We start from the raw sequence: 24,032 nt of genomic DNA, 5'->3' as shown, positions 1-24,032 counted from the left end.
GGCGCGGACAAACGCTCGACGAATCGCGTCGGATCACCGGCTCCCGGCCACAACGCCCCCGTCGTCAGAGCACGACCACACAACAACCGTCAACCGCAACGGCACGACCGGGCCAGATGCAACCGGGCCGGGCCGGTTGGTCCGGGCCGGGCCGGTTGGTCCGGGCCGGGCCGGTCAAGTCAGGCTGGGTCGGTTGGGCCAGGCCAATTAGGTCAGGTTGGGTCCGTTGGGCCGAGCCGGTTGAGTTGCGTCGGTTGAGCTCCGTCGGTTGGGCCAGGTTGGGTCCGTTGGGCCAAGCCGGTTGAGTTGGGTCGGTTGGGCTGCGTCGGTTAGGACCAGGAAAGTTGGTCTCGGGCCGGATAAGCCCCGCCCGGTTGTATCTGGCGCGGTCATGCCGAGCCGGGGCTGGGTGCGGCGGACGGTTCGGGGAAAGCGTTCGCCACACGGCCCAGGTCGCCGCCGCGCGGCGGATCACGCAGGCACCGTCGCGGGAGGTTGCCCGGAGCTTGCGCGGTGCGCGCCAGCCGGAGTAGAGGGGTCCAGCTCGAAGCAGGTCAAGAAGACCATGAAGTGGCCCGGTACGAAAAGTCCCTGGCGGCCAACGGGTTCCGTCGCCCGGCGCCGGGCGACGTACTGCGCGCTGAGCGCCGTGCTGGGTACGTGGGTGCCGTGGCTGCATACTCTTTGTACGCCGAGAGTGCTTGGGTACCGTGGCTGCGGGCTGGGTGGCGTGGCGGTTCGGGATGCCGCGCCAGGTGCCCGTGGGAGGTGCCGGGTGATGTGTCAGAGGCCTATACCGGTGCCAGTGCCAGCCGCCTACGCCGGATGGCCGGGTGCCGGATAGCCGCGCGCCGGGTGGCAGGTACCGGGTGGCGGATCGCGACTAGGCGCTCTACGTGGGAAAACCGTTGGCTGGCGGACGTTCCTGCGTTTCGGCGGGAGGGAGCCTGCCGCGGGGAGTGACGTGTCGCTGCGGTCGGGTTGTCCGGCGCGGTGTTCCCGGCCTTGCCCGCCTGTGCGGATCCGGGGACGGCGGCTCACGCAGAAGCGGCTCGGCGGGCTCATGGGCTGGACCGTCATCCGGCTGGCCGACCGGTGATCGAGAATGCAGAAGCGGGGTTTCGTCGGCCGTAGCTGCCGGTCGCGGCCACGCCATCACCGGGCGGCGTACCTACGAATCCGGCGCTGCCGGCGCACGCGTGTTCGGTCGTACGCACTTCCTCCGGCGTTTCGACGAATCGTCCGGCGAGGTGTTCGGGTGGTCGCTCCGGGAATGACGCCCCGCCGGGCCACGTGATTGGACCCGGCGGGACCTAGAGCCGCACCTCTGCATGCCGGGACGCGCCCCCGCAGTGCAGATTCCCGTTGTACGCCGGGTCAAACCTCTGCCCGGACATCCGTGCTGGGTTCCTGCGCGCAGTTTCGCCGGCCCGCGTTTGCCGCGCGAGCGGGGCGGGAACGCGGTCGGCATGCGAGCGGCACTCGAGATCGGCGCGTGGTGGTGCGGTTTGTGCGGCCTCTGGCTGCTCACCTTGTCGACGCCGAGTCCGCCCGAGTTGATCGCAGGCGCGATTGCCGCGCTCGTCGCCGCGTCCGCTGCCCGTGCCGCTCGACGCGCGCTGCACGGCGGGTGGCGGATCCGGCTCGGCTGGCTTCGCTGGATCGGATTCCTGGCGGTCGCAGCGGTCCGGGAGTCGGTTCTCGCGCTTTCGACGGTCTTCCGGCATCCGGCTGCCGGCGCGTTCGAGGAGGTCGAGCTGCCCGACGAGGCACGGCGAGTGCACGACGGCCGGCTCGCCGCGGCGGCGTTCGTCCTCGGCTGCACACCCGGCACGATGGTCGTGGCCGGCGCACCCGGCACCGGGCGGCTGGTCGTGCACCGCCTGCCCGGCAGTGGCGAGCGGACGCTGCGGCAGGTACAGCGATGACGTGGCTCTTGTTCGCGGCGCTGCTGCTCCTCGCCGGCGGGCTGGCTCCGGCGTTGTTGCTGTCGGCGAAGGGACGTCCGGCCGATCGGCTCGCCGGGGTGCAACAGGCGTCCGCGGTCACCGTGCTCGTGCTTCTCGTGCTCGCCCAGGTCTACGGCCCGTCCAGCGCGGTCATCCTGCCATTGGCGCTGGTCGTACTGGCGTTTTCCGGCACCCTGGTGTTCGTCCGGCTGCTGAGTGCCCGATGAGCGTCGTCGCGCAAGTACTCGTGTTCGCCGGGGTGGCGGTGGTCGCGCTGTCCTCGGCGGGGTTGCTGCGAGCACGTGACCTCCTGACCCGGCTGCACCTGCTGTCGCCGGTCACCACACTCGGCGCACCCCTGATCGGTGCAGGGCTGGTGCTGGTCAACGGCTGGCACCTCGGCTCCGGCGCGATCGTGGCCACAGTCTTGCTGCTGGTACTCACCGGACCGGTCACGCAGGCCGCGACCGCACGGTTCGAGGCGGCCCGGCGCGGCGCGGTGGACGAGGACCTGCCGTCGTGAACACCGCGCTTCTCCTGATGACGCTGCTGCTGGTCGCAGTCGCCGCGCTGGTGGTCGTCACCACGCACGATCCCCGGCGGCAAGCGGCACCGCTGTCGGTCTTTTCCTTGTGCCTGACGGTGTTGTTCGTGGTCTTCCAGGCCCCGGATGTCGCGTTGTCCGAGCTGGCTGTCGGCGCCGCCGTGGTACCGCTGCTGGTTTTGCTGACCGTCCGCAAGGTGGGCCGCCGATGAGGACCCGTGACGGTCTCGCACTCGTCGGTGGCACCGGCGTCGCTGCCTTGCTCGTGGCCGCGTTCCTGCGGATGCCCGCCGTGGGCGAGCACGCCCACGTCTACCGCGACCTGGTGCTTCCCGCCGCGCTGCGGGCGAACACACCGAATCTGGTGTCGTCGGTGAACTTCGATCTGCGTGCGTTCGACACGCTCGGAGAAGAGACGATCGTCGCCGCCGCGGTGGTCGGGGTGCTGGCATTGCTGCAGCCGCCGGATCGGCGTGCCACTCCCCCGCAACGCGGCTACGTGCTGCCCGCGGTGCGGTTCTCCGGCTACCTGCTACTGCCCGTCGCGGTGGTGCTCGGCCTGGATGTCGTGCTCCACGGCCATCTCACCCCCGGCGGCGGATTCCAGGGTGGCGTCGTCCTCGCGACCGGCTGGCACCTGCTTTATCTCTCCGGGAGCTACTCCGCGCTGCAGCGGCTCCGTCCGCTCGCCTGGCTGGAACACGCCGAGGCAGTGGCCACCGGACTGTACGTCGCCACCGGACTCACCGGGCTCGTCGTGACCGGCGGCTTCCTGGCGAACTTCCTTCCGCTGGGCCGATTCGGATCACTGCTGTCGGCGGGCACGGTGCCGTTGCTGAGCGTGCTGGTGGGGCTGGAGGTCGCCGCGGGTGTGATCGTGCTGCTGTCGCGTTTCCTCGCGCACGGGCTCGGGCACGCGCGATGACGCTCGTCTCCGGTGCCTGTTACGGCGTGGCCGGGTGGCTCCTGCTGCTCGGGTGCGCGGGGATCGTGCGGAGCCGGCACCTGGTGCACACCGTGGTCTCGTTGTCTGTCGCGCAATCCGGAACCTACGTGCTGCTGCTCGCGATCGGTTACCAGAGCGGCGCCGGTGCCCCGATCGTCGTCAAGGGTCAGCAGCTCCCGGTGGTCGACCCGACGGTGCAGGCGCTGACGCTCACCGACATCGTGGTGTCCGCGACGATCACCGCGCTGCTCCTCGCGCTCACCATCCAGATCGCCCGCCGCCACGGCACGGTCGACCCCGACGAGCTGCGCGCGTTGCGAGGGTGACTGTGCTGCCCGTGCTGCTGGTGGCGGTCCCGCTCGTGGCGGCATGCCTGCTGCTCGGCTTCGGTCCCGTTCTGCCGCGCGTCGCAGCCGACGCGTTCGCCACCGGAGCAGGCGTCGTGATCACCGTCCTGGCCGCGACACTGGTCGCCCAGACCCGCCACGAGCGGGTCCTCACCTGGCTCGGCAACCACCACCCGGACGGCACCCGATCCACCGGAATCGTGCTCGCCGCCGACTCGCTCAACGCCACACTCGCCATGCTGGCCGCGTTGCTGACGGTGTGCGCGCTGGTGTACAGCTGGCGCTACTTCGAGGCGGTCGAGGCCCGCTACCACGCAATGGTCCTGCTGTTCCTGACCGGCATGCTCGGCTTTCTCCTGACCGGCGACCTGTTCACGATGTTCGTCTTCTTCGAGTTGATGGGCGGCGTGGCCTACGCGCTCACCGGGTACCGCGTGGAGGAAGCCGACTCGGTGCAGGGTGCGTTCAACTTCGGCGTGGTGAACTCCCTCGGCGCCTACTTCACGCTGATGGGGATCGGCCTGCTCTACGCCCGCACCGGGCAGCTCGGGCTGGCACAGCTCGGCGTCGCACTCGACGGGCAGTCCGACGCCCTCACCACCGGGGCGTTCGTGCTCATCTGCACCGGGCTGCTGGTCAAGGCCGCCGCGGTGCCGTTCCACTTCTGGCTCGCCGACGCGCACGCGGTCGCCCCGGCTCCGGTGTGCGTGCTGTTTTCCGGGGTGATGGTGGAACTCGGCTTGTACGGGGTGCTCCGGGTCCGGTCGATCGTGTTCCCCTCGGCACCGGACCGGGTGCTGCTCGTGCTCGGTGTGGTCACTGCGGTGCTCGGCGCAGTGCTGTGCCTGACGCAGCGCCACCTCAAACGGATGCTGGCGTATTCGACCATCGCGCACACCGGGCTGTTCCTCTGCGGGCTCACCGCTCCCGGCGCGCAGGCCGGCGCGGGGTTCGTGCTGTCGGTGCTCGGGCACGCCGGGGCGAAATGCGCGCTGTTCCTGCTCGTCGGCGTGCTGCTCAACCGATGGGGCAGCGTCGACGAACGCGAGCTCGCCGGCCGCGGTTCCCGGTTGGAGGGCGCAGTGTTCACAGTCGCCGCGCTCGGGCTGGCGGGGTTGCCGCCGTTCGGATCGACGCTCGGGCAGGACGTCGCGGACGACTCTTCGCCGGAGTGGCACGCCGTCCTCGCGGTGCTCGTCTCGGCGGTGACCGCGGGCGCGGTGCTGCGGGCGGGTCTGCGGGTCCACTTCGGACTCGGCAGGACGCCGCACCCCGACCGGGATGACAAGTCCACCGGGCGCGGTGAAGAACCCGAGACTGCACAACGCATCCAGCGCACTCCGGCGACCATGCTGACCGCAGCGGGACTGCTGCTGGCGCTCGCGCTGGCGACCGGGACCGTGCCATGGCTGCGGGACGCGGCGGCGGTGGCGGGTGCACAGGCGGTCGATCGACTGGGTTATCTGCACGCGGTGTTGCCGGTGGCCCCGGCCGGACCCGTCCCCTCGATCGCCGAAGTCGAGTGGACCGGCGCCGGCCTCCTGCACGCCATCGTGACCGTTGTGCTCGCGCTCGCGGTGGCAGCCGCGGGATTGTGGCCTCCGCGCCATACGTCGCCGATCGTCCGGGCCGGGGTGCATGCCTTGCACCGCGCACATTCCGGGCACGTCGGGGATTACGTGGCCTGGCTGCTGGTCGGCGTCACGGTGCTGGCCGGGCTCGCCTGGACGTGACGTTTCCGCGCGCGGCCACCGGGTAACCCGGACCGCAACCGAGTACCGCACGAAGGAAGGGCCCCATGAAGGCAGTGACCTGGCACGGTAAGCGGGACGTCCGGGTGGACACCGTTGCGGATCCGAAGCTGGAGGAACCGACGGACGCGATCGTGCGGGTCACCTCCACCGGCATCTGCGGATCGGACCTGCACCTCTACGAGGTCCTCGGTCCGTTCCTGACCGAAGGGGACGTCCTCGGGCACGAACCGATGGGGATCGTCGAGGAAGTCGGCGAAGGCGTGCGTGCGCTGAGCCCTGGCGACCGCGTGGTGATCCCGTTCACCATCTCCTGCGGCCACTGCTGGATGTGCGAGCGCGGGCTGCAGTCGCAGTGCGAGACGACGCAGGTGACCGAACACGGGAAGGGCGCGTCCCTCTTCGGCTACACGAAGCTGTACGGCCAGGTGCCGGGCGGACAGGCGGAATATCTGCGCGTCCCCCAAGCGCAGTACGGCCCGATCAAGGTGCCGGACGGCCCGCCGGACGAGCGCTTCGTCTATCTGTCGGACGTGCTTCCGACTGCCTGGCAGGCAGTGCAGTACGCGGACGTCACCGAAAGCGGATCGGTCGTGGTGTTCGGGCTCGGACCGATCGGGCAGATGGCCGCCAGGGTCGCACTGCACCTGGGCGCGGACAAGGTGATCGGCGTCGACCTGGTGCCCGAGCGGCTCGCCAGGGCCCGCGCGGACGGGGTGACCACGCTGGATCTCCGCGACCACCCCAGCATCGGTGCCGCGATCCGTGAGCTGACCGGCGGCCGTGGCGCGGATTCGGTGATCGACGCGGTCGGCATGGAGGCGCACGGCGCACCGGCGGGCAGGCTCGCGCACGGACTGGTCGGGCTGCTGCCGCAGCCGCTGGCCCAGAAGGTGACGGAGAAGGCCGGGGTCGACCGGCTGAGCGTGCTCTACGCGGCGATCGACAGTGTCCGCCGCGGCGGCACGATCTCCTTGTCCGGGGTCTACGGCGGGATGCTCGACCCGCTCCCGATGATGGAGCTGTTCGACAAGCAGATCCGGCTCCACATGGGACAGGCCAACGTGCGCCGGTGGCTCGACGACATCCTGCCGGTGCTCACCGCGGACGGAGACCCGTTGGGGGCCGAAGGATTCGCGACGCACAAGCTGCCGCTGGCCGAGGCGCCACGTGCCTACGACATGTTCCAGAAGAAACTCGACGGAGTGCAGAAGATCCTGTTGGAGCCGCAGCGATGAGCACCGCATCAGTCGCCGAGACGGCCAAGGTCGCCGCCGGCGTGGTCCTGCCGAGCATTGCCGAAGGCGTGATCAAGCGCCGTCCCACGGTCCTGCGGGCAGCCCAGCTGCTCCAGCTCGACCGGCCCTCCGTGCGCATGATGGAACGCCTGCGGGACAAGCACGGCGGACGGCCGCTGCGGCTGCAGGTGCCAGGACGGTCGGTCACACTGGCGCTCACGGCCGAGGACGTCGCAACCGTGCTGGCGGGCGCACCGGTGCCGTTCAGTCCGTCCACTGTGGAGAAGGACGCTGCACTCGGCCACTTCCAGCCGCACGGGGTGCTCATCTCCGATCCCGCCCGGCGCGCCGGGCGGCGGAGGTTCAACGAGGAAGTGCTGGAACCGGGGAAAGCGCTGCACCAGCTCGCGGCACCGTTGCGCGAGGTGATCGTGGACGAGGCCGCGGCGTTGCGGCGCTCGCCGACGCTGAGCTGGGACACCTTCGCCCAAGGCTGGTGGCGCCTCGTGCGCCGTGTCGTGTTCGGCAAGGCCGCGCAGGACGACCACACCGTCACCGATCTGCTCGCCCGGTTGCGGCTCGACGCGAACTGGGCGTACCTGCACCGCAGGCGCGACGGACTACGGGAGGAGTTCACGCGGCGGCTGAACGAGCACCTCGCCCGAGCCGAACCGGGCAGTCTCGCCGAAGTCATCGCCGAGGTCGACGGGGAAACCCCGGCGGCCGACCAGGTGGCCCACTGGCTGTTCGCCTTCGACGCTGCGGCGATGGTCGCGTTCCGGACGCTCGCGTTGCTGGCAAGCCATCCGGAAGCGGCACGCACCGCGGCGGGCGACGCTTCACCGGAGCTGGCCTACCTCCGCGCATGCGCCCTCGAATCGGTACGGCTCTGGCCCACCACGCCGATGTTGCTGCGAGAGACCACACACGACACCGCGTGGGGCCCGGCGGGGACCACCATCCTGGTGTTCACGCCGTTCTTCCATCGGGACCGCGCCCGCCTTTCCTATGCGGACAACTTCACCCCGGCCATCTGGCTCGACGGACGGGCCGCCGCGGAGCCCGCGCTGGTCCCGTTCTCCGCGGGCCCGGCGATCTGCCCCGGCCGGGATCTCGTGCTGTTCACCGTGAGCACCCTGCTGTCCGAGCTCCTGCGCGAACGCGAGTACCGCGACCCGGCGGCGACCCTCTCGCCCGCCGATCCGCTCCCGGCGACGCTCGATCCGTTCCACCTCAAGTTCACCGCGCACCGTGCCGGGGAATGACCGGACCGGCCGACCTGATCCGGTGACGTGCCTTTCTGCCGGGGCAGCTGTAGTGTCGGGGAACGCGGTTCAGAGCGCAGCCGCCCGTACCCAACCTGTCACGGGCCGGTGCGGGACCGTCGTGCAGCCACGGCTCGTCCTCGCACCCCGCTGGAGGCGAGCCATGATCACCCCCCTTCGTCCGTCGAGAACCGCCGCGGACACCCGCATCGAAGTGACCACCACCGCGGACGCCACCGTGGTCTGCGTGCACGGCGAGGTCGACCTGAGCATCACCGATCGGCTCGCCGCACAGCTCGAGATCGAAACCGACCTCCGTCCGCGCGCGCTGCTGGTCGACTTCGACGACGTCACTTTCTGTTCCGCACGCGGCTTCGCCACGCTGCTCGAAGCGTGTGCCCACGCGCATGAATCTGGGGTGCCGTTCGCTGCGGTTTCGGCACAGCGCACCGTGCTGCGGCCGTTCCACCAGCTCTCCCTCGGGCGGGTGCTGCACCTGCTGCCCACGCACGAGGATGCCACGCGCTGGCTGAAAGAGGTGTAACCCGGTGCGGGGCGGGTAACCGGCACAGCGAGCCGACGAAAGGAGCTCCTGTGGCCGGCCGACCGGACGTCGGAACGCTGCGCCGCTACCGGCGTGCCTGCGACTACCTCGCCGCGGCAATGATCCACCTCCAGGACAACGTGCTGCTCACCGAGCCGCTGCGGCCCGAGCACCTGAAGCCGAGACCGCTCGGCCACTGGGGCACGTGTCCCGGCCTCACCCTCGTCTACTCCGCACTCGACCGGCTCGTCGCGGATACCGGACAGCGCACGCTGCTGGTTACCGGCCCCGGGCACGGCGCACCGGCCATCCATGCCAACCTCTGGCTGGAAGGCACGCACGCCGAGTACGACCCGGAGTTGTCCCGCGACGGCCGCGGCCTTGCCGAGCTGGTCCGCCGGTTCTCCTGGCCCGGCGGTTTCCCGAGCCATCTCTCCCCCGAAGTACCGGGCGTGATCCACGAGGGCGGCGAACTGGGATACGCGCTGGCCACCGCGTTCGGCGCCGCCTTCGACGATCCCGGCCTGCTGGTCGCGTGCGTGGTCGGCGACGGCGAAGCCGAGACCGGTCCCACGGCCGCAGCGTGGCACAGTCCGAAATTCACCGGCCCCGGCGACGGCCGGGTGCTGCCGATCCTGCACCTCAACGGCTACAAGATCTCGTCGCCGACCCTCTACGAGGGGATGAGCGACACCGAGCTGGACCAGTACTTCTCCGGCTGCGGCTGGACTCCGCGGGTGATCGACGTCCGCGGCGCCGCCGACCCCGACACGCTGCTCGGCGATGCGCTGGCGCGAGCACACGCGCACACCACCGGGCCGCCGCCGATGATCGTGCTACGCAGTGAAAAGGGCTTCGGTCTGCCCGACACCGCGCCGGACGGCACCCCGCCCGCCGGCACCTTCCACGCGCACCAGGTCCCGTTCGCCGGCGCCGGCGAGGATCCGGACCAGCTCACGGCGCTGGAGAACTGGCTCCGTTCGTACCGGCCGGACGAGCTGTTCGGCACCGGCGGTGCACCGGAAGCGGATCTGCTGACCGTGCCGCCGCCCGCTTCGCTGCAGCTCGGCCGGGTACCCCAGGCCAACGGCGGACGGCTGCGCAAGGATCTGCCGCTCCCGGCCACCGGGACGTTCGCCGTCGACGTCGACCGGCCCGGCGGCACCGACGCGAGTGCACCCGAAGTGCTCGGCTCCTGGGTGGCCGAGCTGATCCGCGAGGCCCCCGAGGTGTTCCGCGTGGTGTGCCCGGACGAGCTGGAATCGAACAAGCTCGGCGCGCTGCTGGCGGTCACGGCTCGCCAGTTCGACCGCGAGGTGCCCGGTCACACCGAGCACCTCGACCGCCGGGGCCGGGTGCTGGAAGTGCTGTCCGAGCACCTCTGCCAGGGCTGGCTGCAGGGCTATCTGCTCACCGGCAGGCACGGCCTGTTTCCCTGCTACGAGGCCTTCGTGTCGATTGTGGACAGCATGGTGAACCAGTACGCCAAGTTCCTCAAGATGTCCGGCGAAGTGCCGTGGCGTGCCCCGGTGGCGAGCCTGAACTACCTGCTCAGCAGCGACGGCTGGCGCCAGGACCACAACGGCTACAGCCACCAGGGTCCCGGCTTCCTCAACCAGATGCTCACCAAGAAGGCCGACACCGCGCGCATCTACCTGCCCCCGGACGCGAACACTCTGCTGCACACCATGCACCGGTGCCTGTCCTCCACCGACCTCATCAACGTCGTCGTCGCGGGCAAGCAAAACGGCCCGCAGTGGCTTTCCCACGACGAAGCCGAAGCACACTGCCGCGCCGGCACCGCGGTGTGGCCCTGGGCGAGCAACGAGGACGGTGCGCCGGACGTGGTACTCGCCTGCGCGGGGACCACGCCGACGATCGAAACCCTCGCTGCCGTGACCCTGCTCCGCGAACGGACACCGGAGCTGCGGGTGCGCGTGGTGAATGTCGTGGATCTGCTTTCGTTGTGCCCGGCGGATCGTCACCCGCACGGTCTCCCTGACGAAGGGTTCGCCGAGTGCTTCGCCGAAGACGTGCCGGTGGTGTTCGCCTTCCACGGGTATCCCTCGGCGGTGCACGAAGTCCTGCACGGCCGCCCCGGCTCCGACCGCTTCCACGTGCACGGCTACCTCGAGGAAGGCACCACGACCACCCCGTTCGATCTGCTCGCGAGCAACCGGATGAGCCGGCACGACCTCGCCGCGGACGCCGTGCGCCGGGCCCGTGGATGGGCTTCGGCAGGCGGCGAGCTGTCCCGCACGCTGGTCCGGGAACGCGACGATCTGCTCGCACTGTCCTACCGCGACGGTCGCGACCCGGACGAGATCACCGGCTGGCGGTGGAGCGCGTGAAGGTCCTCACCGTCAATCCCGGTTCCGCCAGCCTGCGCCTCCACCTCGTCGAGGACGACCGGGTCCTCGATTCGCTCGAAACCGGCCCGCACTCCGAACGCGAGATCAACTCGTTCCTGCACAGGACGGACGGAATCGACGTCGTGGCGCACCGCCTGGTGCACGGCGGCTCGCACCTGGTCACGCCCACCGAGGTGACCCGGCAGGTCCGGGAGACGATCGCCGGGTGCCGTTCCCTCGCGCCGGAGCACGTACCCGGCACCGAGGCACTGCTGGATCTGCTCACCGACCTGCTGCCGGACGCGCGGCACGTGGTCTGTCCGGACACCGCGTTCCACCGCGGCCTGCCGGAGGTCTCCCGCACCTACGCGCTGCCCGAGCAGTGGCGCGCACGCTGGGACCTGCGCCGCTACGGATTCCACGGGCTGTCCTACGCCTGGGCGCTGCGGCGAGCCGCCGAACTGCTCGACCGGCCTGCCGGCGAGCTGAACCTGCTCATCGCGCACCTGTCCGGCGGCTGCTCGGTCGCCGCGGTCGCGCACGGCCGCAGCGTCGACACTTCGATGGGGTTCACGCCGTTGGAAGGTTCGGTGATGGCCAGGCGCTCCGGCACCGTCGATCCCGGGATGCTGCTGTGGCTGCTGCGTGAGGGCCACCTGACCGTCGAGGAACTGGAAGACGGCCTGTACCACCGCTCCGGGCTGCTCGGCCTGTCCGCCACCTCCGACGACACCCGCGATCTGGTGCGCGACGCGAACGCCGGGGACGTCAAGGCCCGGTTCACGCTGGCCGTCTTCGAGCACAGTGTGCGGCGGGAACTGGCCGCGGTCGCCGCCGGCCTCCCGCGCATCGACGCGCTCGTGTTCACCGGGGACATCGGCTGGGACCAGCCGGAGGTCGCGGAATCGGTAGCCGGCGGCCTGCCGGTGCTCGGTATCCGCGGTGGTCTTTCCCGGGCTCGCGAGCGCGACGGGGTGCTCAGCGAACCCGGCGCCGCGGTGCCGGTGCTGGCGATCCAATCGCGTGAAGAGCTTTCCCTCGCCCGTGCGGCGACCGCCTGACCTTCTCACGCCTCCCGAGCGGCCTTGTGGGCTTTCTGCGGTACCACCACGTACTTCGGATCCTGCGCCGACGCGACCCCGGCCTGGTATACGCCGAACCGCGTGCACAGCCCGGCCGCCAGGTACGCCGCACCGCTCGCGGCCGCGGCCACCTTGCTGCGGGTGGCACCCAGCGACAGTGCGGCACCCGCCGCGGTCAGCCCGCGCGCCGCCTTGAGCAGTTTCCCGGCCCGGCCGGTGCGATACGGCTCGGACACCAGGCCCAGCCCGTGCTCCACCTCGTGCGTCACCACCAGCTCGGCCGCCGCACCGAACAGCCCGGCGCGCACCACCGGTCCGACCTCGTCCTTCGGCGCGGCCAGCAACGCCAGCCCGACACCACTCGTCACTGCACTCCCGGCGAACAGAAAGGGCAGGTGCCGCCGCGCCTCGTGCCACGACGGTGTCGCAGTGTCGGCCAGCAGAACCGCGGTGTAGGTGCACATCGCCGGGCCGAGCACACCGGCCACGGCGCCCGCGAGCTTCCCGGCCGGCCGCAGCAACCCGGTCTCCGCGGAACCGGCCGACACCGCGGCCAGCCCGGAGAACGGCGCAAGGATCCACGAACCGACCGACAACGGGGACGTCGGTTTCAGGACCCGGAGCATGTGCAGGAACCGCTCCGGCCGGCCGAGATCGTGGATCAACGCCAGCACGCTCGCGCTCGCCCCGCCCACCGCGCCCAGCCGGGCGACCCTGGCCAGCCCCGGCCGCGCGGTCCGGCCGGCGAGGCTCGCGATCGTGGCCGACGAGCCCGCCATCCCGCCGAGGAACAGGTACAACGGCACGTCCGGCTGTTTCCACGCCGGTTCCTTGAGGATCGGCCGGCCGTAGTAGGAGGTGAACTCGGCGGGCTCGACCATCGTCGGTTCCCGCTTCGGACTCATCGCCGCCGCCCCAGGAACGAGACGACGAGCGTGCCTGCCACGCCGGCCGCAGCGGCCGCCGCGCGCTTCCACATCTGTGGCAGGTGCTTCGTCGGCACCTGCGGATCGGGCGGGAAGCCGTACACCTCGGGTTCGTCCAGCAACAGGAAGAACGCGCCGTCGCCGCCCACTCCGTCGGAGGGATCGTCGCCGTACAGGCGCGCCTGCGACACGCCGGCCTCGTGCAGTGCGTCGACCCGTCCGGCAGCGCGCTCCCGCAGCTCGTCCAGCTCGCCGAACTGGATCGAGTCCGTCGGACACGCCTTGGCACACGCCGGTTCGAGACCCTCGCCGAGGCGGTCGTAACAGAAGGTGCACTTGAACGCACGCCCGTCGCTCTCCCGCTTCTCGATCACGCCGTACGGGCAAGCGGGCACGCAGTACCCGCAGCCGTTGCAGATGTCCTCCTGCACCACGACCGTGCCGAATTCGGTGCGGAACAACGAGCCGGTCGGGCACACGTCCAGGCATCCGGCGTGCGTGCAGTGCTTGCACACGTCGCTCGACATCAGCCAGCGCATCCCGGACTCGCCCTGCTGCTCGGGTGCGCCCACCGACGGCATCCCCAGCTCGACCGCGGGCTGTTCCACGAAGGCCACGTGCCGCCAGGCGTCCGCACCGAGGTCGCCGGTGTTGTCGTAGGAAGTGCCGAGCAGGTCCAGCTCCCGACCGGGCACGCCGTTCCACTCCTTGCACGCCACCTCGCACGCCTTGCAGCCGATGCACACCGAGGTGTCGGTGAAGAAGCCCATCCGGGGCTGGGTGCCGTAGTCAGCCATCCGCCCTCCTTCGGTAGTCCTCGACCAGGGCCAGCAGGTCCCGGCCGCGCGGTCGGCGGCCCGGCACGATGTCGCAGGTCGCCGCCTTCGCCTCTTGGATGTGCACGTTCGGGTCCATCACCACCGACAGCAGATCGTTCGCCGCGTCACCGCGGGACAGGCCGTTGGTGCCCCAGTGGTAGGGCAGCCCGACCTGGTGGACGACGCGGCCACGGACCTGGAGCGGCTTCATCCGCGAGGTCACCAGCACGCGTGCCTCGATCGCGGTGCGTGCCGAGATGACGGTGGCCCAGCCGCGGTTCTCCAGTCCGCGCTCGGCGGCCAGCTCCGGGGAAACCTCACAGAAGAACTCCGGCTGCAGTTCGGCCAGGTAGGGCAGAGTGCGGCTCATCCCGCCGGCGGTGTGGTGCTCGGTGAGCCGGTAAGTGGTGAACACGTACGGGAAGACCGCACTTCGGGCCGGGTGGTACGGGTTCGAGGCGGTCGACAGCGTCTGCCGCGCCGGGTTGGCCTGCTGACTGTAGAGCGCGTTGTCCACCGGCGACTCGAACGGCTCGTAGTGCGTCGGCAGCGGGCCGTCGGCCAGCCCGGCCGGCACGTACAGCCAGGCCCGGCCGTCGGTCTGCATGATGAACGGCTCCGCGCCGCCGATCGCGTCCTGTGCCCTCGCCCCCTCCGGCGGAACGTAGTCCGGACGCTTCGTGGCTTCGAAGTCCGGTACGTCGGCACCGGTCCAACGGTCGTTTTCCTCGTCCCAGTAGACCAGGTTCTTGCGCTCGCTCCACGGTTTCCCGTCCGGGTCGGCGGACGCGCGGTTGTAGAGGATGCGCCGGTTCGCCGGCCACGCCCAGGCCCACTTCGCGGCAACCCAGTCCTGCTCCGAGCCCGGTGTCCGGTCGGCGGCGTGGTTGTGGCCGTCGGCGCGCACGCCGCAGTAGATCCAGCAGCCGCAGGACGTGGAGCCGTCGTCCGTTAGCTGCGTGTACGCCGCCAGCGGGCCGGACGGGCCGTGGCCGTTGATCTCCGCGAGCACGGACTCCGCCGAGGGATCCGCGGTCGGCCCCTCCGTCGGGTAGCTCCAGGTCAGCTCCTGCACCGGCAGGTCGCGCGGCTCGGTGCTGTCTGCCAGCTTCTCCCGGATGATGCGGCCGAGGTGGTAGTAGAACCACAGATCGCTGCGCGCGTCGCCGGGCGGCTCGACAGCCTGGTGGTGCCACTGCAGCAGCCGCTGGGTGTTGGTGAAACTGCCGGCCTTCTCGGTGTGCGCCGCGGCGGGCAGGAAGAACACCTCAGTGCCGATCTCGCTGCCGGCCAGTTCGCCCGTCTCGATTTCCGGGCCGTCCTGCCAGAACGTCGCGGACTCGATCATCTGCAGGTCGCGCACCACCAGCCAGTCGAGGTTCGCCAGGCCGAGCCGTTGCATCTTCCCGTTGGCCGAGCCGACCGCCGGGTTCTCCCCGACCAGGAAGTAGCCCCGGCACTCGCCTTCCAGCTGCGCCTTCACCGTGGCGTAGGTGCCGTGGTCGCCGGTGAGCCGCGGCAGGTGGTCGAACCGGAAGTCGTTGTGCGGCTGGGCGTGCTCACCCCAGTACGCCTTGAGCAGGCTCACCGCATACGAGCGCATATTGCCCCAGAACCCGGTGGAGCCCGCGTCGGTGGTCACGTACTCGTCCAGGCCGAAGTGCTGGTGCGCGTGCGGCATCGGCAGGTATCCGGGCAGCAGGTTGAACAACGTCGGGATGTCGGTCGAACCCTGGATGCTGGCGTGCCCGCGCAGGGCGAGGATCCCGCCGCCGGGACGGCCGATGTTGCCCAGCAGCGTCTGCAGGATCGACGCGGTCCGGATGTACTGCGCGCCGACGGTGTGGTGCGTCCACCCGACCGAGTAGACCCAGGCTGTGGTGCGTTCCCGTCCCGAGTTCGCGGTGACCGCCTCGGCGATCTCCCGGAACTGGCCGACCGGGATACCGCAGACATCGGCGACCACCTCGGGTGTGTACCGGGAGAAGTGCCGTTTGAGCACCTGGTAGACGCACCGCGGGTGCTGCAGCGTCTCGTCGATCCGCGGTTTGCCGCCAACGGAAGCGCCGCCACTGCCGTACGACTCGGCGCGGGCGGTGCTCTGATGGCCTTCGCCGCTGTGCTGCTCGCCCGGCAGCTCGGCCTCGCCGCTGCCTGCGGGCGGCAGCGCCTCGGCGTCCTCGTAGGCCCAGGTGGACACGTCGTACTGGTGGTGTTCCGGGTCGTAACCGGAGAACAGGCCGTCGAGGTCCTCGGTGTCGCGGAAGTCCTCGCGCAGGACCGCACCGGCGTTGGTGTAGGCGAGCACGTACTCGCGGAAGTCCAGCTCATTCGCCAGCACGTGGTTGACCAGACCGCCGAGGAACGCGATATCCGATCCCGCGCGCAGCGCCGCGTGCGTGTGCGCCAGCGCGCTGGTACGGGTGAACCGCGGATCGACGTGGATGATCTTCGCGCCGCGTGCCTTCGCCTCCATCACCCACTGGAACCCGACCGGGTGGGCCTCGGCCATGTTCGAGCCCTGGATCACGATGCAGTCGGCGTTGGCAAGATCCTGCTGGAACGTCGTGGCGCCACCACGACCGAAGGAGGTCCCCAGACCGGGAACCGTGGCGGAGTGTCAAATCCGCGCCTGGTTCTCGATCTGGATCGCGCCGAGCGCGGTGTAGAGCTTCTTCATCAGGTAGTTCTCTTCGTTGTCCAGCGTCGCACCGCCCAGGCTGGCGAAGCCGAGCGTGCGGTTCAGCCGGACCCCGTTTTCGTCGCAGTCCTGCCAGGTCTGCTCGCGGGTGGCGAGCACCCGGTCGGCGATCATGTGCATTGCCTGTTCGAGCGGGATGGTCTCCCATTCGGTGCCGTACGGACGGCGGTAGCGCACCTCGGTGACCCGGCTGGGGCTGGTGACCAGCTGCTTGCTGGCCGAGCCCTTCGGGCAGAGCCGTCCGCGGGAGATCGGCGAGTCCGGATCGCCTTCGATCTGCGTGACGCGACCGTCCTTCACGTACACGTTCTGGCCACAGCCGACCGCACAGAACGGACAGACGGACTTCACGACCTTGTCGGCATCGCGGGTCCGGGCGTGCCACTGCTCGGAGCCTGCCGACTTCGCGGCGGCACCGCGGGCCGTGCGGTCGGGACCGGCGAGCTGCCGGTACACCGGCCAGCCTTCGATCCACCGCCGGACACCCATACCCGAAACGGTAACCCCGCCGGTGGTGCTCCGCAGGTCAGGTGGTCACGCGCGTGCCATCGCCGAGGGGTTCGGTGTGCCCGGCGGCGTCGAGGTGTTCCAGGAGCGGGACCAGCACGCGGCGGGTGCTGTCGAGCGCACGCCGCGCCGAAGAAACGGTGAACGGCTGGTCGATGCTGCGCAGCACCGCCACCGCACGGTCTTCCGCGTCCGGTCCCAGCACGACGCCGTCGTCGATGACGGTCACCCTGCCCAGCCGCGCCGCTGCCGCCAGTTCTCGTTTGCCCAGGCCCAGTGTGCGCCGTTGCTCCGCCTCCGGCGCACGGAACGGGTGCTGCGCCCACTGCTCGTCCAGCACCGCGAGCGCGGCCTCGGTCCGTGCGTCCAGACCTGCCCCGCGTTCGCTGACCACCCCGCCGGACACCGTCAGGTCGCCGAGCACCGCAGGCAGGAGTTCGGCCGAAGGAAGCCGCAGTCCACGGCGGAGTTCCTCGGTCGGCATTCCGGCGGCCACCGGATGCGCTCGCCGCCAGGCGGCGAGCCGCTCCGGGACCTCGGCGCGGATCTCCGCCAGCCGCCCGGGGTCGGCCAGCCAGCCGCCGATCCGCTCCCCCGTGCGGGGCAGCCCCATCGTCTCGAACTCGCGGTCCCGGACGAAACCCCGTCGCCGCAGCTGGACCGCGGCGGGGTCCGGCGCGTCGAGGTCCCGCGCCCTGGCCTGCGCCGCACCACGACGGGTGAGGGCGGGCGGATCGACGTCCAGCACGGTGATCCCGGCAGCGACACGTCGTTCGCCCGGGTCGCGCAGCAGACCGCGGTCGGCCACCCGCAGCGGCAACGGACTGCGGAGGGTGAGCCGGGCGGTGTCCGTCCCGAGTGGACGGACCCGCACCGGGATCGCCGCGGTGCCGAGGTGGAGCACGGCTTCCCGGTGCAGCTCCGCTGCCTTGGGTAGCCGGACATCGACGACATCCGTGACGTGCCACGCATCCGGCTGCACCAGCGTCGCGCCTCGGGCAGCCGCGTCCCGGGATATCCCGCGCAGATTCACCGCAACGCGTGCCACCCCGCTGACCCGCTCCCGCGGCTCGCCGAGCGCGTGCAGCCCGCGGACACCGACGACCGTGTCCCCGAGCCTCAATTCGTCACCGACCGCGATCGTGCCCGCCCCGAGCGTTCCGGTCACGACGGTCCCGGCGCCCGGCACGGTGAACGCCCGGTCCAGCCACAGCCGGACGTCCGCCTCCGGGTCCGGCACGGGCAGCCCGGCTGCCAGGTCCGCGAGCGCGGTGCGCACCTCGTCGAGGCCCTCGCCGGTCACCCCGCTCACCGCGACCGCCGGCACCCGGCCCAGCGACGTCTGCGCGATCTCGGCGAGCGCGGCCTCGCCGGCCGCCGCCGGATCGGCACGGTCGGCCTTCGTGACCACCAGCAGACCGTGCCGGACCCCGAACGCGTCCAGCGCGGCGAGGTGTTCGGCGGACTGCGGCATCCACCCCTCGTCCGCGGCCACCACGAACGCCACTGCGGGCACCGGCCCGGTGCCGGCGAGCATGTTCGGGACGAACCGCTCGTGCCCGGGAACGTCGACGAACGCGACCTGCTCGTCGCCGAGCCGCGTCCAGGCGAACCCGAGATCGATGGTCAGACCACGGCGGCGTTCCTCGGCCCAGCGGTCCGGCTCCATCCCGGTGAGCCGCCGCACGAGCGTCGACTTCCCGTGGTCGACGTGCCCGGCGGTCGCGATCACCCGCACCGGCGCACCGCTTCCACGACCAGCTCGTCCTGCTGCGGACCGACGGTCCGCAGATCGAGCAGGCACCGCTCCCGCACGACCCGCCCCACCACCGCGGGATCGCCCAGCCGCAACGCCGCCGCGTACGACGCCGGCAAGCTGACCGCGGCACTGGCCAGCTCCACGCCCGGCGCTCCGCCGCCGCCGACCGCCGCGACCGACTCCGCTACCTCGGCGTCGATCCCCTTGCCCCGCAAGGTTTCGCACAGCACACCGGCCCGGCGGACGAGCTCGTCGAGTTCCGCCTCCAGCGCGGCACGGACCGGCGGCAGCGGACCGCGCAGCGTCGCTTCCAGCGCGGCCAACGTCAGCTTGTCCACCCGCAACGCCCGCGCGGCCGGATGCCGACGCAGCCGTTCGACGAGTGCGGCATCCCCCAGCAGCAGCCCGGCCTGCGGACCGCCGAGAAGCTTGTCGCCGCTGGCCGTCACCAGATCGGCACCGTCTCGCAGCGCCGTTGCCGCGTCCGGTTCTTCCGGCAGCGACGGATGCGGGCTCAGCAGCCCGGAACCGATGTCGACGACCAGCGGGACGTCCAGCTCCGCCAGTTCGGCGACCGTCGCCTCCGCGGTGAATCCGGTGACCCGGTAGTTCGACGGGTGCACCTTCAGCACGAATCCGGTCTCCGGCCGAACCGCCGCCGCATAGTCGGTCACCCGGGTGCGGTTTGTGGTGCCTACCTCGCGCACCCGCGCACCGGTCGACGCGAGCAGCTCCGGGATGCGGAACCCGTCGCCGATCTCCACCAGCTCACCGCGGCTCACCACGATCTCCCGGCCGGGGGCGAGCGCCAGCGCGCACAGCAGCAGCGCGGCCGCGTTGTTGTTGACCACGTGCACCGCGCTCGCCGCGGGAGCGGCAGCGGCCAGAGCCGTCAGTGCTCCCCGTCCGCGCCGTGCCCTGGTGCCGTCCCGCAAGTCGAACTCGACGTCCGTGGTGCCGCCCGCCGCGACGACCGCCTCCAACGCCGCGGCCGACAATGGCGCACGGCCGAGGTTCGTGTGGACGACGACGCCGGTCGCGTTCACCACCGGCCGCAACGAGGAAGCGCCGCCGGGCAAGCCGGCCAGTACCTCGTCGAGCACCTCGGTGGGCGCGATCTTCCCGGCCCGCGCCCGTTCCTGTGCTGCCGACACCACGTCCTTCACCAGCGCACGCCCGAGCTTCGCCACGGCCCCGGCCACGCGCGGATCGGCCAGCACCGCGTCGGTGCGGGGAATCGCGCGCCGCGGATCGTTCACCGCCGGGTCCCGTGGCGGAGGCGGACGGGAATCGAACCCGCCAGTGGCAGTTCCTGCCGCTCGACGGTTTTGAAGACCGCGCCGGCCACCAGGCCGGATACGCCTCCCTGGGACATCCCGCCATCCTGCCAAGCTCGCGCGCCGCCCGCACCACGAGGAGGATGCCGGGATGAGCTACCGGCTGACCCAGTACGCCCACGGCGGCGGCTGCGCGTGCAAGATCCCGCCCGGCGAGCTGGAGGAGGTGGTGCGCGGCCTCGCCGGGCGCGTCCCCGAGAACCCGCTGGGCGAGCTGCTGGTCGGACTCGACGACGGCGACGACGCGGCCGCGGTCCGGATCGCCGGCGGTACCGCGCTCATCGTCACCACCGACTTTTTCACCCCGGTCGTCGACGACGCCTACGACTGGGGCCGCATCGCCGCCGCCAACGCGCTTTCCGATGTCTACGCAATGGGCGGCACCCCGGTCGTCGCGGTCAACCTCCTCGGCTGGCCCCGCGACGTGCTCCCGTTCGAGCTCGCCGCCGAGACCCTGCGCGGCGGCCTCGACGTGTGCGGTACGGCAGGCTGTCACCTCTCGGGCGGTCACAGCGTGGACGACCCCGAGCCGAAGTACGGTCTGGCCGTCACCGGTGTCGGTGATCCGGATCGGTTGCTGCGCAACGATTCCGCCCGCGCGGGCAGACCACTCACCCTGACCAAGCCGCTCGGCATCGGAGTGCTGAACTCCCGGCACAAGGCCACCGGCGAGCGATTCGACCACGCGGTCGAGGCGATGACCACGCTCAACGCGGCCGCCTCCGTGGCAGCACTCGCCGCGGGTGCGCGCTGTGCCACCGACGTAACCGGCTTCGGGCTGCTCGGCCACCTCCACAAGCTCGCTCGGGCCAGCGGTGTCACCGCCCGGCTCGACCCGTCGGCCGTGCCGTACCTCGACGGCGCCCGAGACGCTCTCGCCGCCGGCTACGTGAGCGGCGGGACGCGCCGCAACCTCGACTGGGTACGCCCGCACACCGACCTCGAGCGCATTACCGAAAACGAAGCCCTGCTCCTCGCGGACGCCCAGACCTCCGGCGGCCTGCTGGTGGCCGGTGAAGTGCCCGGCTACCCGGTGATCGGCGAACTGCTGCCCCGTTCGGAACACACCATCGTGGTCGGCTGACCTCGGCATCGACGGCCCCGGCCGGTCGTCGGGCGTGGCGTTCAGCGGATATTTCGCCATCGACACGGTGGTGAGCGCGATCATCAGTGGTGAAGCAACCACGAGTGCCCACGAAACCGTCTGCCACGCACCGAGTTCCCTGGCGCGCAGAACCACCCTCCGCGTAGGCGCGCGACAACCGCACCGCGCCGCCCGGCGCCCCGCGTCGCGCAGTATGCCTCGCCGCGCGGCTGTCCGGACGCGGGATCAACACACTCCCGCTCCCGCGGCCGGTGCCGGTCAGGGGTCAGCTTGCCTGATGCCGGTAGAACGGTTCCCTGATCGGCTCCAGCGGGGTGTTGCCCAGGATCAAGTCGGCCGCTTTCTCCGCGGTCATCATCACCGGCGCGTAGATGTTGCCGTTCGGGATGTAGGGCATCACCGACGCGTCGACCACGCGCAGCCCCTCGGTTCCGTGTACCCGCAGGGAGCCCGGGTCCACCACGGACATCGCGTCGACACCCATCTTCGCCGTGCAGGACGGGTGGAGTGCGGTTTCCGCGTCCTTGGCGACCCAGTCGAGGATCTGCTCGTCGGTCTCCACCTCCGGTCCCGGGGAGATTTCACCGCCGTTGAAGGCGTCCATCGCGGGCTGGTTCAGGATCTTGCGTGCCACCCGCACCGCCTCGACCCATTCGCGGCGGTCATCCGCCGTGGACAGGTAGTTGAACCGCAGCGCCGGGTGCCGGCGCGGATCGGTCGAGGTGATCTTCACGGTGCCGCGCGTATCGGCGTACATCGGGCCCACGTGGACCTGATAACCGTGCCCGCCTGCCGGGACCGAACCGTCGTAGCGGATCGCGACCGGGAGGAAGTGGAACATCAGGTTGGGGTAGCCGACCTCGTCGTTGCTGCGGACGAATCCGCCGCCCTCGAAGTGGTTCGTGGCCGCAGGGCCCGAACGCAGGAACAGCCATTGCGCACCGATCGAGGGCCGCTTCCACTTCGCCAGCGAGGGCTGCATCGAAACCGGCTGCTTGCACGCGTACTGGATGTAGACCTCCAGGTGGTCCTGCAGGTTCTCCCCCACGCCGGGCAGATCGCGCACCACGTCCACCCCGAGCCGCTCCAGCTCGGCAGCGTTGCCGATGCCCGACAGCTGCAGCAGCTGGGGCGAGTTGACCGCGCCGCCGCAGAGGACGATCTCCTTGCCGTACACCTCGCCCGGCGCCGAACGCCCCTGCGCGTACTCGACGCCGATCGCGCGGGTGCCCTCGAACAGGATCTGCGAGACGAAGGCGTTCGTCTTCACCGTGAGGTTGGGCCGATGCAGCACCGGGTGCAGATACGCGCGGGCCGCCGACAACCGCCGTCCCTTCCGGACGTTGCGGTCGAACGGTGCGAAACCCTCCTGCCGGTAGCCGTTCACGTCGTCCGTGCGCGGGTAGCCCGCCTGTTCGGCCGCGGAGAAGAACGCTTCGAACAACGGGTTCGTCGCCGGGCCGCGCTCCAGTTCCAGCGGTCCGGAGTGCCCGCGCCACGTGCCGTCCGGCGCGTCGGCGAGGCAGTTCTCCATCCGCCGGAAGTACGGCAGGCAGTGCGCGTAGTCCCATTCGGACATTCCCTCGTCGCCCGCCCAGCGCTCGTAGTCCATCGGGTTCCCGCGCTGGAAGATCATCCCGTTGATGCTGCTGGAACCACCGAGCACCTTGCCGCGCGCGTGGTAGACCCGGCGGCGGTGCAGGAACGGCTCCGGCTCGCTGCGGTAGCCCCAGTCGTAGAAGCGGCTCCCGATCGGGAAGGTCAGCGCCGCGGGCATGTGGATGAACACGTCCCACTTCGCGTCGGTGCGACCTGCCTCCAGCACCAGCACCTTGGTCCGCGGATCCGCGGACAGCCGGTTGGCCAGCGCGCAGCCCGCCGAACCACCGCCGACGATGACGAAGTCGTAGTTCTCGTTGCTCACAGCCTTCTCCTCCTGACGATGCGCGGGCAGGCTCAGCCACCGCCCGCTCGCCGCACCGGGACGCGTCGACCCGCGATCCACCCGCCGCCCCGGAACAGGTCCGTCATCACTTCCACCAGCTGGTTCGCCCTACCGCACGCTCGGGTGACGGCCACCACACGTAGTGCGTACATTTGTACATGAGTATGTGTACAGATGTCCACACCGAGTCGGTAGGATCCTCCGCAACACGGTCGCCGGACCAGGTCAGCGAGGGGGAATTCGCGATGACGACGCCACGGTCTCCTCGTTCCAGGAAGCAGCGCCCGAACGATCCCGCACGGCGCACGCGGATTGCGCAGGCGGCGATCGAAGTCGTCGGCGCGCACGGCATCGACGGGCTCACGCACCGCGCGGTGGCCGCCGCGGCGGGCGTGCCACTCGGCTCGACCACCTATCATTTCGCCACACTCGACGACCTGCTCGAGGTCGCACTGGAACAGGCCGCCGCGGACAACGTCGAGCGGCTGCGGGCCTGGGCCGGATCGATCCCGCCGGACGAAGACTTCGCGGTCGCATTGGCGGCCCTGGTGATGACCTACCTCCACGAAGAGCGCACCAGCAACGTGGTCGAGTACGACCTCTACGTGGCCGCACTGCACCGGCCCAGGCTGCGCGCGGCGAGCGCAGCCTGGGACGAGGCACTGGTGGAACTGTTCGGCTCACGCACCGACCCGCTCACCGGCCGGATGCTCGCCGGGCTCTTCTGCGGAACACTGATCCAGACCGCACTCGCCGATCCACCACCGTCGGCCGACGAGGTCGAAGCACTCTTCCGCCGCGCGGTGCACGGACCTCCCCCACCCTGACCGGACGCCGCGGCACCGGCAGGTGACCTCGGGGCACTCCATCCCGGTTGACGTCCAATTAATATATCAGGGACGACCGGAGGGAGTCCC

Annotated in this window: 20 protein-coding genes and 1 tRNA gene; 14 read left to right on the top strand and 7 right to left on the bottom strand. The window is 70.8% G+C overall.

Annotated features, from left to right (window positions below; translation table 11 throughout):
- Positions 1 to 1,469 precede the first annotated feature (1,469 nt).
- The 12 genes from ABD793_RS26195 (at position 1,470) to ABD793_RS26140 (ending at position 11,996) form a co-directional block, all read left to right on the top strand.
- A complete protein-coding gene (locus ABD793_RS26195) occupies positions 1,470 to 1,928 on the top strand; it encodes a Na+/H+ antiporter subunit E (protein ID WP_344864560.1) in 459 nt (152 codons plus the stop codon).
- Positions 1,925 to 2,176: a monovalent cation/H+ antiporter complex subunit F gene (locus ABD793_RS26190; protein WP_344864559.1), complete on the top strand. Its 252-nt coding sequence runs from the start codon at positions 1,925 to 1,927 to the stop codon at positions 2,174 to 2,176. Before ABD793_RS26195 ends, ABD793_RS26190 begins: the two co-directional genes overlap by 4 nt.
- Positions 2,173 to 2,472: a cation:proton antiporter gene (locus ABD793_RS26185; protein ID WP_344864558.1), complete on the top strand. Its 300-nt coding sequence runs from the start codon at positions 2,173 to 2,175 to the stop codon at positions 2,470 to 2,472. The genes ABD793_RS26190 and ABD793_RS26185 overlap by 4 nt, the downstream gene beginning before the upstream one ends.
- The gene (locus ABD793_RS26180; protein WP_344864556.1) at positions 2,469 to 2,705 is read left to right on the top strand and encodes a Na(+)/H(+) antiporter subunit B; all 237 of its coding nucleotides are present in this window, start codon (positions 2,469 to 2,471) and stop codon (positions 2,703 to 2,705) included. Before ABD793_RS26185 ends, ABD793_RS26180 begins: the two co-directional genes overlap by 4 nt.
- On the top strand, positions 2,702 to 3,418 hold the full coding sequence (mbhE, locus tag ABD793_RS26175) for a hydrogen gas-evolving membrane-bound hydrogenase subunit E (RefSeq protein ID WP_344864554.1): 717 nt from the start codon (positions 2,702 to 2,704) through the stop codon (positions 3,416 to 3,418). The genes ABD793_RS26180 and mbhE overlap by 4 nt, the downstream gene beginning before the upstream one ends.
- Entirely contained in the window at positions 3,415 to 3,765 is a 351-nt protein-coding gene (locus tag ABD793_RS26170; protein ID WP_344864552.1) for a sodium:proton antiporter, read from the top strand. The genes mbhE and ABD793_RS26170 overlap by 4 nt, the downstream gene beginning before the upstream one ends.
- Entirely contained in the window at positions 3,762 to 5,519 is a 1,758-nt protein-coding gene (locus ABD793_RS26165) for a complex I subunit 5 family protein (RefSeq protein WP_344864550.1), read from the top strand. The genes ABD793_RS26170 and ABD793_RS26165 overlap by 4 nt, the downstream gene beginning before the upstream one ends.
- A gap of 65 nt (positions 5,520 to 5,584) precedes the next feature.
- The gene (locus tag ABD793_RS26160) at positions 5,585 to 6,775 is read left to right on the top strand and encodes a zinc-dependent alcohol dehydrogenase (protein ID WP_344864548.1); all 1,191 of its coding nucleotides are present in this window, start codon (positions 5,585 to 5,587) and stop codon (positions 6,773 to 6,775) included.
- Positions 6,772 to 8,040, top strand: coding sequence for a cytochrome P450 (locus ABD793_RS26155; RefSeq protein WP_344864546.1), 1,269 nt, complete (start codon positions 6,772 to 6,774; stop codon positions 8,038 to 8,040). The genes ABD793_RS26160 and ABD793_RS26155 overlap by 4 nt, the downstream gene beginning before the upstream one ends.
- A 163-nt stretch (positions 8,041 to 8,203) precedes the next feature.
- Entirely contained in the window at positions 8,204 to 8,584 is a 381-nt protein-coding gene (locus ABD793_RS26150; protein ID WP_344864544.1) for an STAS domain-containing protein, read from the top strand.
- A gap of 50 nt (positions 8,585 to 8,634) precedes the next feature.
- Positions 8,635 to 10,935, top strand: coding sequence for a phosphoketolase family protein (locus tag ABD793_RS26145; RefSeq protein ID WP_344864542.1), 2,301 nt, complete (start codon positions 8,635 to 8,637; stop codon positions 10,933 to 10,935).
- Positions 10,932 to 11,996 carry an acetate/propionate family kinase gene (locus ABD793_RS26140; RefSeq protein WP_344864540.1) on the top strand — a complete coding sequence of 355 codons (1,065 nt, stop codon included), beginning with the start codon at positions 10,932 to 10,934 and terminating at the stop codon, positions 11,994 to 11,996. The genes ABD793_RS26145 and ABD793_RS26140 overlap by 4 nt, the downstream gene beginning before the upstream one ends.
- 5 nt (positions 11,997 to 12,001) lie before the next feature.
- On the opposite strand, the gene nrfD is transcribed toward ABD793_RS26140, so the two are convergent.
- The 6 genes from nrfD to ABD793_RS26110 all read right to left on the bottom strand — a co-directional run bounded on the left by nrfD (position 12,002) and on the right by ABD793_RS26110 (position 20,094).
- Entirely contained in the window at positions 12,002 to 12,898 is an 897-nt protein-coding gene (gene nrfD, locus ABD793_RS26135) for an NrfD/PsrC family molybdoenzyme membrane anchor subunit (protein WP_344864538.1), read from the bottom strand.
- 20 nt (positions 12,899 to 12,918) lie between these two features.
- A complete protein-coding gene (locus ABD793_RS26130; protein WP_344864536.1) occupies positions 12,919 to 13,740 on the bottom strand; it encodes a 4Fe-4S dicluster domain-containing protein in 822 nt (273 codons plus the stop codon).
- Positions 13,733 to 16,951, bottom strand: a complete 3,219-nt coding sequence (gene fdh, locus ABD793_RS26125; RefSeq protein WP_344864534.1) for a formate dehydrogenase — start codon at positions 16,949 to 16,951, stop codon at positions 13,733 to 13,735. The genes ABD793_RS26130 and fdh overlap by 8 nt, the downstream gene beginning before the upstream one ends.
- A gap of 37 nt (positions 16,952 to 16,988) precedes the next feature.
- A complete protein-coding gene (gene selB / locus ABD793_RS26120) occupies positions 16,989 to 18,707 on the bottom strand; it encodes a selenocysteine-specific translation elongation factor (protein ID WP_344864532.1) in 1,719 nt (572 codons plus the stop codon).
- A complete protein-coding gene (gene selA, locus ABD793_RS26115) occupies positions 18,698 to 19,987 on the bottom strand; it encodes an L-seryl-tRNA(Sec) selenium transferase (protein WP_344864530.1) in 1,290 nt (429 codons plus the stop codon). The genes selB and selA overlap by 10 nt, the downstream gene beginning before the upstream one ends.
- Before the next feature lie 12 nt (positions 19,988 to 19,999).
- Positions 20,000 to 20,094: transfer RNA gene (locus tag ABD793_RS26110), tRNA-Sec, on the bottom strand.
- A 62-nt stretch (positions 20,095 to 20,156) separates the two neighbouring features.
- On the opposite strand from ABD793_RS26110, the gene selD reads away from it, so the two are divergent.
- On the top strand, positions 20,157 to 21,149 hold the full coding sequence (gene selD, locus ABD793_RS26105) for a selenide, water dikinase SelD (RefSeq protein WP_344864528.1): 993 nt from the start codon (positions 20,157 to 20,159) through the stop codon (positions 21,147 to 21,149).
- A 286-nt stretch (positions 21,150 to 21,435) separates the two neighbouring features.
- Here the strand turns inward: selD and betA are convergent, their stop codons facing one another.
- Complete coding sequence (gene betA, locus ABD793_RS26100; RefSeq protein WP_344864526.1) at positions 21,436 to 23,094, bottom strand: choline dehydrogenase; 1,659 nt, start codon at positions 23,092 to 23,094, stop codon at positions 21,436 to 21,438.
- Between the two features lie 266 nt (positions 23,095 to 23,360).
- Here betA and ABD793_RS26095 point away from each other — a divergent pair, with 266 nt between their 5' ends.
- Positions 23,361 to 23,942 (top strand): TetR/AcrR family transcriptional regulator, encoded by a 582-nt coding sequence (locus ABD793_RS26095; RefSeq protein ID WP_344864524.1) that lies wholly within the window; start codon positions 23,361 to 23,363, stop codon positions 23,940 to 23,942.
- Positions 23,943 to 24,032: the final 90 nt, after the last annotated feature.

Origin of the sequence: Amycolatopsis ultiminotia (assembly GCF_039536925.1) — a bacterium.
GTDB classification, from domain to species: Bacteria; Actinomycetota; Actinomycetes; order Mycobacteriales; family Pseudonocardiaceae; genus Amycolatopsis; species Amycolatopsis ultiminotia.
The sequence above is the reverse complement of the archived record's forward strand: the minus strand, read 5'-3'. Positions and strand labels throughout refer to the sequence as shown.

Coding starts and splice junctions, on each gene's coding strand:
- ABD793_RS26195 (WP_344864560.1), top strand. CDS start 1,470: ATGCGAGCGGCACTCGAGATCGGCGCGTGGTGGTGCGGTTTGTGCGGC.
- ABD793_RS26190 (WP_344864559.1), top strand. CDS start 1,925: ATGACGTGGCTCTTGTTCGCGGCGCTGCTGCTCCTCGCCGGCGGGCTG.
- ABD793_RS26185 (WP_344864558.1), top strand. CDS start 2,173: ATGAGCGTCGTCGCGCAAGTACTCGTGTTCGCCGGGGTGGCGGTGGTC.
- mbhE (WP_344864554.1), top strand. CDS start 2,702: ATGAGGACCCGTGACGGTCTCGCACTCGTCGGTGGCACCGGCGTCGCT.
- ABD793_RS26170 (WP_344864552.1), top strand. CDS start 3,415: ATGACGCTCGTCTCCGGTGCCTGTTACGGCGTGGCCGGGTGGCTCCTG.
- ABD793_RS26160 (WP_344864548.1), top strand. CDS start 5,585: ATGAAGGCAGTGACCTGGCACGGTAAGCGGGACGTCCGGGTGGACACC.
- ABD793_RS26155 (WP_344864546.1), top strand. CDS start 6,772: ATGAGCACCGCATCAGTCGCCGAGACGGCCAAGGTCGCCGCCGGCGTG.
- ABD793_RS26150 (WP_344864544.1), top strand. CDS start 8,204: ATGATCACCCCCCTTCGTCCGTCGAGAACCGCCGCGGACACCCGCATC.
- nrfD (WP_344864538.1), bottom strand. CDS start 12,898: ATGGTCGAGCCCGCCGAGTTCACCTCCTACTACGGCCGGCCGATCCTC.
- ABD793_RS26130 (WP_344864536.1), bottom strand. CDS start 13,740: ATGGCTGACTACGGCACCCAGCCCCGGATGGGCTTCTTCACCGACACC.
- selD (WP_344864528.1), top strand. CDS start 20,157: ATGAGCTACCGGCTGACCCAGTACGCCCACGGCGGCGGCTGCGCGTGC.
- ABD793_RS26095 (WP_344864524.1), top strand. CDS start 23,361: ATGACGACGCCACGGTCTCCTCGTTCCAGGAAGCAGCGCCCGAACGAT.